This is a genomic window from Streptomyces durmitorensis, assembly GCF_023498005.1.
Taxonomy (GTDB): Bacteria; Actinomycetota; Actinomycetes; order Streptomycetales; family Streptomycetaceae; genus Streptomyces; species Streptomyces durmitorensis.
The window spans coordinates 9,133,457-9,145,511 of record NZ_CP097289.1 but is presented as its reverse complement, the minus strand read 5'-3'; the positions used below and the strand labels follow the sequence as shown (position 1 = coordinate 9,145,511).

The 12,055-nt window shown below is 70.6% G+C and carries 9 protein-coding genes; 5 read left to right on the top strand and 4 right to left on the bottom strand.

The window, feature by feature from the left end; translation table 11 throughout:
• Positions 1–133: 133 nt before the first annotated feature.
• A complete protein-coding gene (locus M4V62_RS40440) occupies positions 134–1,594 on the top strand; it encodes a Gfo/Idh/MocA family protein (RefSeq protein ID WP_249592173.1) in 1,461 nt (486 codons plus the stop codon).
• Here the strand turns inward: M4V62_RS40440 and M4V62_RS40435 are convergent.
• The 3 genes from M4V62_RS40435 to M4V62_RS40425 all read right to left on the bottom strand — a co-directional run bounded on the left by M4V62_RS40435 (position 1,533) and on the right by M4V62_RS40425 (position 5,510).
• Positions 1,533–2,960, bottom strand: coding sequence for a cation:dicarboxylate symporter family transporter (locus tag M4V62_RS40435; RefSeq protein WP_249592172.1), 1,428 nt, complete (start codon positions 2,958–2,960; stop codon positions 1,533–1,535). The genes M4V62_RS40440 and M4V62_RS40435 overlap by 62 nt on opposite strands.
• Positions 2,961–3,119: 159 nt before the next feature.
• Positions 3,120–4,739, bottom strand: a complete 1,620-nt coding sequence (locus M4V62_RS40430) for a peptide-N4-asparagine amidase (RefSeq protein ID WP_249592171.1) — start codon at positions 4,737–4,739, stop codon at positions 3,120–3,122.
• A 33-nt stretch (positions 4,740–4,772) separates the two neighbouring features.
• Complete coding sequence (locus M4V62_RS40425) at positions 4,773–5,510, bottom strand: L,D-transpeptidase family protein (RefSeq protein ID WP_249592170.1); 738 nt, start codon at positions 5,508–5,510, stop codon at positions 4,773–4,775.
• Between the two features lie 310 nt (positions 5,511–5,820).
• On the opposite strand from M4V62_RS40425, the gene M4V62_RS40420 reads away from it, so the two are divergent.
• From M4V62_RS40420 to M4V62_RS40405, 4 genes are all read left to right on the top strand, one after another.
• Positions 5,821–7,686: an ABC transporter transmembrane domain-containing protein gene (locus tag M4V62_RS40420; protein ID WP_249592169.1), complete on the top strand. Its 1,866-nt coding sequence runs from the start codon at positions 5,821–5,823 to the stop codon at positions 7,684–7,686.
• Positions 7,683–9,464 (top strand): ABC transporter ATP-binding protein, encoded by a 1,782-nt coding sequence (locus M4V62_RS40415; RefSeq protein ID WP_249592168.1) that lies wholly within the window; start codon positions 7,683–7,685, stop codon positions 9,462–9,464. The genes M4V62_RS40420 and M4V62_RS40415 overlap by 4 nt, the downstream gene beginning before the upstream one ends.
• A gap of 100 nt (positions 9,465–9,564) precedes the next feature.
• Positions 9,565–10,482 carry a phosphotransferase family protein gene (locus tag M4V62_RS40410; protein WP_249593205.1) on the top strand — a complete coding sequence of 306 codons (918 nt, stop codon included), beginning with the start codon at positions 9,565–9,567 and terminating at the stop codon, positions 10,480–10,482.
• Between the two features lie 68 nt (positions 10,483–10,550).
• Positions 10,551–11,102 carry a DUF1707 SHOCT-like domain-containing protein gene (locus M4V62_RS40405; protein ID WP_249592167.1) on the top strand — a complete coding sequence of 184 codons (552 nt, stop codon included), beginning with the start codon at positions 10,551–10,553 and terminating at the stop codon, positions 11,100–11,102.
• Positions 11,103–11,182: 80 nt separating this feature from the next.
• Here the strand turns inward: M4V62_RS40405 and M4V62_RS40400 are convergent, their stop codons facing one another.
• A complete protein-coding gene (locus tag M4V62_RS40400) occupies positions 11,183–11,977 on the bottom strand; it encodes a metal-dependent hydrolase (protein WP_249592166.1) in 795 nt (264 codons plus the stop codon).
• Positions 11,978–12,055: the final 78 nt, after the last annotated feature.

The following is a 12,055-nucleotide window of genomic DNA, read 5'->3' as shown; positions in this document are numbered from 1 at the left end:
CCGCACCAGACGCCTCGCAACCGAGGCGCGAAATAAATCCAACTCCCTGGCCACTTCGGTCCCTTGCGCCACGCCCGTCCCCGCATCAGGGTGGCATCCGTTCCAGCGCAGGCATCCAAGCCACGGAGGTCCGATGCACGACGAGCACGCCCTACCGAACCCTGACGAGTCCGCGACCCCTGACGACTCCGCCGACGGCGCCTCCCGCCGTGCCGTGCTCCGCACCGCGGGCCTCGCCGGAGCCGGGCTCGGCCTCGGCGCCCTCACCGGCGGCACGGCCCACGCCGACGCCCCGCAGGGCGCGCCCGCCGCGGCGGCCTCCGCCGCCGAGGCTCCGCCCCGCAAGGGCAAGACCATGGTCGGCGTACCGTTCGAGCGGCGTTCCACGGTGCGCGTCGGCATCGTCGGCCTCGGCAACCGCGGCGGCAGCATGATCGACCTCTTCCTGGCGATCCCGGGAGTGAAGGTCGTCGCGCTCTGCGACCCGGTCAAGGACAAGACGGCGGCCGCCGCGAAGAAGGTCACCGACGCGGGCCAGCCCGCCCCGGCGACGTACACCAAGGGTGATCACGACTTCGAGAACCTGTGCAAGCGCGGGGACGTCGACTTCGTGTACGTGGCGACGCCCTGGGACTGGCACTTCGAGATGTCCAAGACGGCGATGCTGAACGGCAAGCACGTCGGCGTGGAGTGTCCCGTCGCCCTCCAACTCGACCAGCTCTGGGAACTGGTCGACCTCTCCGAGCGGACCCGCAGACACTGCATGCAGTTGGAGAACTGCTGTTACGGCAAGAACGAGATGCGTGTCCTGCGCATGGCCCACGCGGGCAAGTTCGGCGATCTGCTGCACGGGGCGGGCGCGTACAACCACGACCTGCGCGGCCTGATGTTCGACCCGGACTACTACGAGGGCCCGTGGCGGCGTCTGTGGCACACGCGGCTGCGCGGTGATCTCTACCCCAACCACGGCTTCGGTCCGGTTTCCAACTACATGGACATCAACCGCGGCGACCGCGTCACGCACATCTCCAGCTTCGGCACGCCCGCCCTCGGCCTGGCCGAGTACCGCAAGGCGCACATGCCCGCGGGCGACCCGAGCTGGAAGGAGACGTACATCGAGAGCGACCGCACGATCAGCCTCGTGCAGACGGCGAAGGGGCGGGTGATCCGTCTGGAGCACGACGTCTCGACCCCCCACCCCTACAGCCGCATCAACAGCCTCGGCGGCACCAAGGGCGTCTTCGAGGACTATCCCGAGCGCATCTACATCGAGCCGGACCACACGAACGACGAGTGGGGCGACTTCGGCAAGTACGCCGCGGACTTCGACCACTGGCTGTGGAAGGAGCACTCCAATCCGCCGGGCGGGCACGGCGGCATGGACTACATCATGATCTTCCGTCTGATGCAGACCATGCAGCTCGGCCTCGTGCCCGACTTCGACGTCTACGACGCCGCGGTCTGGACGTCGCCCGTCCCCCTGAGCCATCTGTCGATCAAGGCGAAGGGCGCGCCGCAGGCGATCCCGGACTTCACTCGCGGACTGTGGAAGAAGGAGCGTCCGGGAGTGGACTCGGAGAAGCCGAAGGCGTAAGGGACTTGGGCTCATCGGGCCCGGCGGTGCTCACGTCAGCGCTGCCGGGCTCCTCCGCCTGCTCGGGTACGAACGCGATCTCGCCGCCGAGGACCTTCTTGGCCCGCGCCGTGTCCAGCGCGCCCTCCCAGCGCGAGACCACGAAGACCGCGACGCAGTTGCCGAGCAGGTTCGTGGCGACGCGCATGGCGTCCATGATGCGGTCCACGCCGAGCAGCAGGGCGACCGCACCGGCCGGGATGACCCCGAGCGCCGAGGCGGTCGCGGACAGCGCGAGGAACGCCGAACCGGGCACGCCCGCCATGCCCTTGCTGGTCAGCATCAGGACGAGGACGACCGTGATCTGCTGGCCCAGGCTCAGGTCCACGCCCACGGCCTGCGCGATGAACAGCGTACCGACGGAGAGATAGATGGAAGCGCCGTCGAGGTTGAAGGAGTACCCCGTCGGCAGGACCAGGCCCACCGCGTCGTCGCGGCAGCCCGCCTGGCGCAGCTTCTGCATCATGCGCGGCATGACGGCCTCGCTGGAGGCCGTGCCGAGCGCGAGCAGCATCTCCTCGCGCGTGTAGCGCACGAACTTCCACAGGCTCAGACCCGTCAGCGCCTTCAGGGCCACGGCGAGCAGGACGAGGAAGATCAGGGCCACCGCGTAACAGACCCCGATGAGCTTGCCGTACGTCGACAGGGCGCCGAGACCGTACTCCCCCACCAGATGCGCGGTGGCGCCGAACACGGCGAGCGGTGCCAGCTTCATGATGAAGCCGACGATCGCGAAGACGACCTCCTGGCCCTGCTCGATGGCGGGCAGGATCGCGGGGACCTTCGTGTTGCCGAGATGCAGCAGCGCCGCGCCCACCAGACAGGACAGCACGAGGACTTGGAGCAGCGAGTTCTCGGCGAAGGCACCGATCGCGCTGTCGGGCAGCGAGTGCAGGATGAACTCGCTCGTGGAGGGCAGCTCACCGCCGCCGGTCTTCGCGTCGACCTCGGACGCGTCGAGTGTGGCGGGGTCGACGTTCATTCCGGCGCCGGGACTGACGAGGTTCCCGGCGAGCAGGCCGACGACGAGGGCGACCGTGGTCGCGACCTCGAACCAGATGAGGGCCTTGATCCCGATGCGCCCGAAGGCCTTGAGATCTCCGGCCTTGGTGATGCCGGCGACGACCACGCAGAACACAAGGGGGGCGATCATCGCCTTGATGAGACGTACGAAGCCGTCGCCGAGCGGTTGGACGGCGGTGCCCACGTCGGGCCACAGCCTTCCGACGAGGACTCCGAGCACCAGCGCGCAGGCGACCTGCGCGAACAGTGAGGTGCGCAATGTGCGTGCTACGCGTCGCGGTAGGGACGGTACGGACTGCGGCACGGGCACTCCTGTAGTGAGACTTCAAGTGACTTCTGCCATACGGAACTTTGTTTCCGCGAGGCGCCACTATGGCGGAGTGCCCGCTTCCGCAAAAGACCTCCAGATCACATCGGTGTAAATCTTGGATCTTGCTCCAAGAGCCGGGGCGGAGAGAGGGAATCAGCAGCGCAGCCGGTTCACCGTGAGAGCGCCCTGTTCGGTGGCCAGCGTGCGGTCGTGGCAGCCGCCGTCGCCGTACACGCGATAGCGCTCACGGGATGTGCCGACGGCGTGCCGGTCCTCGCGCGGGGCGTTGGCGGTGTACGTCGCGTCGCCTTCGTAGCGGTCGTCGGTGACCGTACGAGCGGTGCGGCGCCCGTCCTTCCTGACGACGGTCTCCGCCCTGTCGCCGAGGGTGATCTCGGTGCGCAGGCGGTCACCGGCGCCCAGCGTCGTCGTGCCGTCCATCGTGTACGTCCGGTCGGTACGGGTCGCGCGGCCGTCCCGGGTGACCGTCTCACGGTCGGTCCAGGTCGACTTGAGCGCGTCGGTGGACTCGCCCTCGGTCCAGCGGTGGACGGATGTGTTGGCCAGCGCACGGGTGACGGTCGTCTCGACGCGGCCGTGAGAGGTGTCGACGTATCCCGAGACGCTGAGCCGGTGGCTGCCCGAGGTGTCGAGACGGTGCTCGCGCTCCGGCGAACCGGGCGTGTACGTGGCCTGGTTGGCGAGGTCGCCCGCCTTGTGCGCGGTCAGCTTGCCGGTGACGCGCTCGCGCTTCTCGTCCTGCCAGACGAGGACGTTGGTCGGCGTGTGCCAGCCGGTCGTCGCCTCCGGCCTGCCCGCCACGGACACCTCCACCTGGTGCGGACGGCCGTCGTTGAGCAGCCCGGCGAAGGGCGTCAGGTCGTACTCGATGGGCTTGATGTCGAAGGCGCGGGGACCCGGAATCACGTACCACAGGAAGGGGTTGGACCAGCCGCCCGTCCACACGGTCGGGAACGGCGTGGCGACACCGGCGAGTTGGCCGTCCACCGTGACCTGCACCTCGCGGTAGGGCCCGTCCTCGGCCTTGCAGGAGTAGGGCGCCGCGTCCGGGACCGTCAGATACCAGTACTCCTCGCAGCCGCCGCCGGAGCCGGTCGCGTAGACCTCGGCGACGATGCGCTCGCTGTTGCGCGGGGTGGTGAGGGCGGTGCCGTCGCCCAGCGGCAGGACGCGGTCCGGGGGCCCCTGCTCGTCCTTCGCGTCGCCGTTCGCGCCGCCCTTCCGCGCCGCGTAGAACGTCAGGGTCGCCTTGACGTCGATGACGCCGGTGTACGTCTCGTTGACGACGTTCCCGATGAGCATCTCGACCCGCTGGTCGCGCGCCAGGGTCTCGCGGTAGCGCGTGACGTCCTTCTCCACGGACCAGGAGATGCCGTCGACGGACGGCTCAGGGGTGGACGTCCTGAAGACCTCGACACCGCCCACGCGGAGATAGCCGAGGCGGTCGTACTGCCGCCCCTTGACCTTGCCGTCGAGGCGCAGGACGACCTTGCCCCAGTCGCCCGCGCCGCATTTCCCGGGCGGGCTGTAGGCGCCTTCGTAGGGCGTGAAGTCCTTGAACTGCGCCTCGGCCACGGTCACTTCACAGGACTTGGTGTGCGGCTTCGGGACGGGCGGGGCGGCCGTGACCGGGTCGTGCCAGTCGTTGCCGAATTCCGGTGGGGGCGTGTCGGCCGCCGCCGGGCCCGCGCTGAAGAGTGTGCTCGCCGCGAGGGTGACCCCGGCGAGCATGGACATGACGCGTCTTCTCATGGGGGATTTCTATGCCCGACACGCCCCGCGGAGCTAGCCCTTCAAGTTCGCCTTGTCCCCCATCACCACGACCGGGTGCTGCTTCGGGTCGAGGCTCTTCAGGAGGTACTCCATGCCCGGCTTCGACAGGCTCACGCAGCCCGACGTGCCGCTGCCGTGGTCCATGTGAAGCCAGATGCTGCCGCCCTTGGACTGGCCCTGGGGGCGGGTCGGGTCGTTGGGCGGAGTGCCCTTGGCGCGGTTGTAGTCGATGGCGATGACGTAGTCGAAGTCGTGCCAGTGCGTCTTGGGCCAGTAGTGCGGGGCCTGCATCGACGTGCTCTGGGTGTACGGGAGTTCGGCGCCCGGGTCGGCGAGGACGCCGCCCGCGTCGGTGAGCGTGTAGACGCCGACCGGGCTGCGCTTGTCGTTCTCGCGATGGTCGGTGGTCCAGCCCTTTTTGCCGTTGTGCGCGGCCCAGCTGCGGGTCTTGTCCCACGTCGAGCCGGACTTCTCGTACAGGACGACGGTGGACTTCGCAGAGTCCTCGCCCTGGCCGTAGACCGCCACGACCTGCCGGGAGTTCTTCGGGATCTTGTTCTGGAGGCGGTCGCCCACGTCGGGGATGCGCTTGAGGTCGGTCGTCGCCGGCGCCCCGGCTCTCTTCGCCCGGTCCGCGTCGTCCTTCTTCCCTCCGGCCTTCGCCCCGTCGTCCCCACTGCCACAGGACGTCAGAAGAACACCGCAGGCCGCGACCGCGGCCACCGCTCGCACCGCACCGGCTATACGCATCCGTCCATGGTCGCACCCGGTTCACGCGAGCCGTCCCGGCGCCCGGCCCCGGGCGGAGAAGGGGCCGAATCTTTACTCCCCGACGGAAAATCGTTTGCTTCGCGCCACCGTCCGAGGCGAACCTTTCACGGCCTGTTACCGCCGCTCGATGTCAGTTGCCTCCCCCTGTGGAGCAGCTCCTCCGCCCGTTCACCACCGTCCGCGCACCGCCGCCGTCCGCGCACCACCATCCGTTCACCACCGTCCGTTCACGCCGGCACGCTCCGCCGAACCGACGGTCTGTCTCTCCGACCCTGGGACGTCACCCGTCATGCAGATTCGCGATCTACCGTTCACCGACCCGGGCATGCCGGATGCCCGCTCGGGCCCTCACTTCCTGCGCTGGCTCGGGCGCAACCAGCTCGGCGGCCAGCTGAAATCACTCGCCTGGGGTCTCCTGCACTTCGGCTCGATCGCGGTCCTCCCCTACCTCGTCGGACTCGCCGTGCAGGCCGTGGTCGACTGCTCAGGGGAACGACTCGCCGTGGCGGGTGCGGTGATGACGCTGAGCGGCCTCGCCATCGCCCTCGGCGACACCATGCTGCACCGCACGGCGGTCACCAACTGGATCACCGCCGCCGCCCGCGTCCAGCAGCTCCTCGCCCGTAAGACCGCGCAGCTCGGCTCGGCGCTCACGCGGCGCGTCGCCGCCGGTGAGGTGGTCGCGGTCTCCACCGGTGACGTCGAGAAGATCGGCTGGTTCGTGGAGGCCGCCTCGCGGTTCACGGCTGCGGCACTCACGGTCGTCTTCGTCTGCGTGGGCGTCGTTGTGTACCAGCCCGCTCTCGGCATCGTCGTCGCGGTGGGCGTCCCGGTGCTCGCGCTCGCCGTGCTGCCGCTGCTGCCGCGCGCCACCCGGCGGGCCGACCATCAGCGCGAGAAGGCCGGGCGCGCCACAGAGCTTGCGTCGGACACCGTGGCGGGTCTGCGGGTGCTGCGCGGCATCGGCGGCGAGGAACTCTTCCTCGACCGCTACCGCCGCGCCTCGCAGGAAGTGCGTACGGCCGCTGTGCGCAGCGCCCGGATGTGGGCGGCGATCTCGGCGGTCCAGGTGCTGATGCCGGGGCTGCTCCTGATCGCGGTTGTCTGGCACGGCGTGAATCTGGCCCGCGAGGGCCGGATCACCATCGGCGAGCTGGTCACCGTCTACAGCACGGTCACGCTCCTGACCTACCCCTTGCGGCACTTCGAGGAGATCGCGATGGCCTACAGCTTCTCGCGCCCCTCAGCCAAGCGGGCCGCCCGGGTGCTCTCGCTGCAGCGCACGGCGCATGCCGGTGACGGGCCGCGGGACGGCACGGACACGGCTGCGGGCGGCCGGAGTGGCGACGTGGAGATGCCCTCGGGTGATCTCTACGACCCGGCGACCGGACTCCTGGCTCCCTCGGGCCGGTTCACCGCCGTCGTGTGCGGCGACCCGGACGAGGCGGGGCGGCTCGCCGAGCGCCTCGGCGGGCACGCGGCGTTCGACGACGCGGAGGAGCTGCCGTCCGTGCTGCTCGGCGGGGTGGCGCTCGACGAGCTGCCGCTGGCCACCGCCCGTACCGCCGTCCTCGTGCAGGACAAGGACCCGGTCCTGCTCTCGGGCACACTCCGCGGACTGCTCGACGTACCGGCGTCGGGAGCGGTGAGCGCCGACGACGCCCTGGCGGCGGCGCAGTGCGCGGACGTCCTGGACGCCCTGGCGCAGGCCTCCGTGGACGAGGCCCCGATGGACGCCCACGTCACCGAGCGCGGACGCTCCCTGTCGGGCGGGCAGCGCCAACGTCTCGCGCTGGCAAGGTCGTTGGTCACCGATCCCGAGGTCCTCGTGCTCGACGAGCCGACGTCAGCCGTCGACTCGCACACCGAGGCGCGGGTCGCCGAGGGCGTCAAGGGGCTGCGCAAGGGACGTACGACCGTGGTCCTCACGTCGTCACCGCTGCTCCTGGACCGGGCCGAGCGTGTCGTCTTCCTCCATGAGGGCGAGGTCGTGGCGGTGGGCGAACACCGCGAACTGGTGCACAGCGAGCCGCGCTACCGGGCGGTCGTGACGCGCGAGACGGATGAGGAACGGGCCTCGCAGGCGCCGACCGGCACCAACACCACCACCGACATCGGCATCGACATCGACATCGACATCGAGGAGACGGCATGATCGGCCTGGCGCCACCGGAGTACGACCCGGCGGCCCCGACCACGGCGGACACCTTGCCCGTGGGCGCGCCCGCGACGGTAGGGGCCTACGTACGCGAGCTGTTCAAGCGGCACCGCCGGGCCTTCGCCCTGCTCATCACGGTCAACACCTGCGCCGTGGTGGCTTCCATGGCCGGTCCCTACCTGCTGGGCGATCTGGTCCAGAACGTCTCGGACAGCGCCCGCGACCTCCATCTGGGCCGCACCATCGGGATCTTCACCGTGGCGCTGGTCGTGCAGGCCGTCTTCGTCCATCAGGTGCGGGTGCGCGGTGCGATGCTCGGTGAGCGGATGCTGGCCGATCTGCGCGAGGACTTCCTCGTCCGTTCGGTCGGGCTGCCGCCGGGTGTGCTCGAACGGGCCGGGACGGGAGATCTCCTCTCCCGGATCACCACCGACGTCGACCGGCTCGCGAACGCCATGCGGGAGGCGGTGCCGCAGCTCGCCATCGGCGTGGTGTGGGCCGCGCTCCTGATCGGCGGTCTCGCCGTGACAGCGCCGCCGCTGGCGCCCGCCCTCCTCGTCGCGGTGCCTCTCCTGGTCGTCGGATGCCGCTGGTACTTCAAGCGGGCGCCCTCCGCCTACCGTTCGGAGGCCGCCGGGTACGCCGCCGTCGCCGCCGCTCTCGCCGAGACCATCGACGCGGGGCGCACGGTGGAGTCGCACCGGCTCGGAGAGCGCCGTGTGAAGCTGTCGGAGCGCCGGATCAAGGAATGGACGGCGTGGGAACGCCACACCCTCTACCTGCGCTCCGTCCTCTTCCCGGTCATCACCTTCACGCACACCCTCGTGCTCTGTTCCGTCCTGATGATCGGCGGCGTGTTCGTCCTCCAGGGCTGGATCAGCGTCGGCCAGCTGACGACGGGGGCGCTGATCGCCCAGATGCTCGTCGACCCGCTGGGGATCATCCTGCGCTGGTACGACGAGCTGCAGGTCGCCCAGGTCTCGCTCGCTCGGCTCGTGGGCGTACGGGACATCGAACCGGACGCGGGCGACGGCTCCGTCACTCCCGACGGACGCCATGTCCTCGCGGACGACGTGCACTTCGGCTACCGCGCGGGCGTCGACGTCCTGCGCGAGGTGTCGCTCGCCGTCGAGCCTGGTTCGCGTGTCGCCCTGGTCGGCCCGTCCGGCGCGGGCAAGTCCACCCTCGGCAGGCTGCTCGCCGGGATCTACGCACCGCGCGACGGTCACGTGACGCTGGGCGGGGCCGAGCTGTCGGCCATGCCCGCCGAAGAGGTCCGCTCCCACGTGGCGCTGGTCAACCAGGAGCACCACGTCTTCGTGGGCTCCCTGCGCGACAACCTCCTCCTCGCCAGGACCGGGGCGCGGGACGCGGAGCTGTGGGCGGCTCTGGGCGCGGTCGACGCGGACGGCTGGGCACAGGCTCTGGGCGAGGGCCTGGACACCGAGGTGGGTTCGGGCGGCTTCGCCCTCACCCCGGCACAGGCCCAGCAGATCGCGCTGGCCCGCCTGGTCCTCGCCGACCCGCACACCTTGGTCCTTGACGAGGCGACCTCGCTCCTGGACCCGCGCGCGGCACGCCACTTGGAACGCTCCCTCGCCCGCGTCCTCGACGGCCGCACGGTCGTGGCCATCGCCCACCGGCTGCATACCGCGCACGATGCGGATGTCATCGCGGTGGTCGAGAACGGCCGGATCAGCGAGCTGGGCAGCCATGACGAGCTGGTGGGGGCGGGGGGTGCGTACGCGGCGCTCTGGCGGTCCTGGCATGGATAGTTCGTCGACCCGGGCGGCGGGCGGGCCTGAGGCAGGTCAGCCGGTGGCGGGCGGGCCTGCGGCGGGCGACCTGGCGGCAGGCGGGAGTCCCTCTCGCTTCGTGCCGGGCGTGTCGCATCAGGCTCTGCTGAGTCGTCTGCTGCCCGATGACGTGGTGGCTGAACTGCCCGTTCTCCACGGGCAGTTCCATCACGTGGTGATCGGCTCGGACCGTGTGGTGCGCTTCGCCCGCACCGAGGCGGCAGCTGCCCGGCTGACCACTCGGGCGGCCGTGCTTGGCGTTCTCGCCGGGCTCGACCTCGGCTTCCGCACACCCGAGCCGCTGCTGGCCGGCGGTGCTCACGGCACGGACGAGCCGCCGTACCTGGTGCTCGGCCGAGTCCCCGGAGCACCACTGGCCGACGGCGTACTCGACCGCCCCGAGGTGGCCGATGCGGTGGCGGCGCAGTACGCCACGCTGCTGACCGCCCTCGCCGACGCGGGCTCCGACGAGGCAGTCCGAGCGGCGCTGCCGCATGCGCCCGTGGACGAGTGGCGGAGGTTCGCGGCGGACGTCCGCGCGGAGCTGTTCGGCCTCATGTCCGACGCAGGGCGGCTGCGTGCCGAACGGGAGCTCGCGGCGCTCGACCGCCTTCCCCACGTCACCGGGGCGCTGGTGCACGGCGACCTCGGCGGCGAGAACGTGCTGTGGGACGACGCCGAGGGGTGGCCACGGCTCAGCGGGGTCGTCGACTGGGACGAGGTCGCGCTCGGCGATCCGGCGGAGGACCTCGCGGCGGTGGGCGCCAGCTGCGGCGGTGACGTACTGGACCGGGTGCTGGCAGGGATGCTCACGCTGGGCGGCTCGTCGACGGCCGAAGGAGGGGTCGCCACGGACGAGGGTGGAGCGGTCACAGACAACGAGGTGGCCGCACGTGCCGCCACGATCCGCGGCAGCTTCGCCTTGCAGCAGGCCCTGGCCGCGCTGCGCGACGGTGACGAGGAGGCGCTGGCGGACGGTCTTGCCGGGTACGTCTGAGGCACAGGGACCTCACTATGTAAAGCTCGCCATCTAGACCTCGCCGGTACGAACACTAGAGTGAACCGGTGACCCGCCTGCCGGACGACCCGCCGCCACGTATCACCGAAGACGACCGTGACAAGGCCGTGCTGCGCCTGCAGGAGGCGTACGCCGAAGGTCACGTCCCGCACGAGGAGATGGACGAGCGCCTCCACCAGGTGCTCACCGTCGAGACCCACGGCGAGCTCGTGGCGGCCTTGGCCTCGCTCCCGGCAGAGAAGCCTGGCACGACGTCCACGATTGGCGCCGCCGCCGGACGGATCCAGCGGCGCGGCGCCTGGCGGGTGCCGCGCACCCTCAAGGTCGAGTCCGCGTTCGGAAGCGTGCACCTGGACCTGTCTCAGGCGGTCTTCGAGCATCCGGTGGTCGACATCGAGCTGCAACTCGGCTCCGGCAAGGCCCGGATCACGGTTCCTCGCGACGCGATCGTCGAGATCGAGGAGCTGCGCACGGACTGGAAGGACGCGCGCTACAAGCCCTCGCGGCGGTCCCGCCCGGACAGGCCGGGCGGGCCGAAAATCCGGATCTCCGGGGCCATGGGGTTCGGACGGCTGAAGATCCGCCACGCACGGCGCTGAAGCCTCACCCCGCATCGGGACCGCCGGTCCCGCACGTCTGCCGGACCGGCGCTCCTCCTGTCCGCAGGCGGGACCCGCCCTCAGATGAAGTTGAGCGCGGCCGCGCCGCCCACTCCCCCGAGCAGCATGAAGGCCGGCATCAGCACCTTCAGCTCGATCCAGCTGCCCGCCCTGAACCGCATCAGCTTCGGCGGCCCGATGGGGTACCAGCGCTTGCGGCCGATGGGGATGGGCCACAGGATCGGGCAGCCGGAGACCGTGAGCGCGTCCCCGATGTCGTGCACCAGGGCGCCGAGCACGATCGGAAGCCCCAGCCACAGGTACTCCTGGCCCGGCGCGGTGAACAGCCAGTCCGCGCCGTTCCCGGGCTTGTCCAGGACTCCGGCCAGGATCCAGGCGCTCGTCGCGGCGAGCAGCCACACCAGCACGTCGCTGCTCGATCCGCGCGCGGCCCGCCACAGCAGGCCTTCGATGGCGAGGACCATGTGGACGAAGAGCAGCGCGAGGACCGCCCAGCGGCCGCCGAAGATGGCCAGGCCCGAGGCCCCCGCCCCGATGAGGACCGCCCACAGCCAGGTGTGCGTGAGGGTGCGGTGACCGCCCGCACGGCGCGGGTCGCCCTGCTTGCGGGTGGCCTTGTAGACGGCCGCCGAGAGCTTGTCGACGATCTCGCACAGGCCTCGGGAGACCGGCCCGAAGGCCCGCGAGATGGTCGCCGATTTGTGGTCGAGGTCGGGTGCGAGCGCGGCCCCGGCGCAGATCAAGGCTCCGACGAGGAGAACCGGCCAGGGCATCGTGTGCCCCGCCGCCGCCGCGGCCGCTCCGACGCCGAGCCAGGCCGCCGCCCCCGACAGTGAGTGTGCCGGACCCATCATGGCTGTTCCCCGCCTCATTTTCGTTGTACTGACGCCCCGTTGGCGACACAGCGTAGCGTTCGTGATCTTCGTACGAAC

Excerpts from the sequence above, each read along its gene's own strand:
- M4V62_RS40440 (WP_249592173.1), top strand. The coding sequence starts at position 134 with ATGCACGACGAGCACGCCCTACCGAACCCTGACGAGTCCGCGACCCCT.
- M4V62_RS40430 (WP_249592171.1), bottom strand. The coding sequence starts at position 4,739 with ATGAGAAGACGCGTCATGTCCATGCTCGCCGGGGTCACCCTCGCGGCG.
- M4V62_RS40425 (WP_249592170.1), bottom strand. The coding sequence starts at position 5,510 with ATGCGTATAGCCGGTGCGGTGCGAGCGGTGGCCGCGGTCGCGGCCTGC.
- M4V62_RS40420 (WP_249592169.1), top strand. The coding sequence starts at position 5,821 with ATGCAGATTCGCGATCTACCGTTCACCGACCCGGGCATGCCGGATGCC.
- M4V62_RS40415 (WP_249592168.1), top strand. The coding sequence starts at position 7,683 with ATGATCGGCCTGGCGCCACCGGAGTACGACCCGGCGGCCCCGACCACG.
- M4V62_RS40400 (WP_249592166.1), bottom strand. The coding sequence starts at position 11,977 with ATGATGGGTCCGGCACACTCACTGTCGGGGGCGGCGGCCTGGCTCGGC.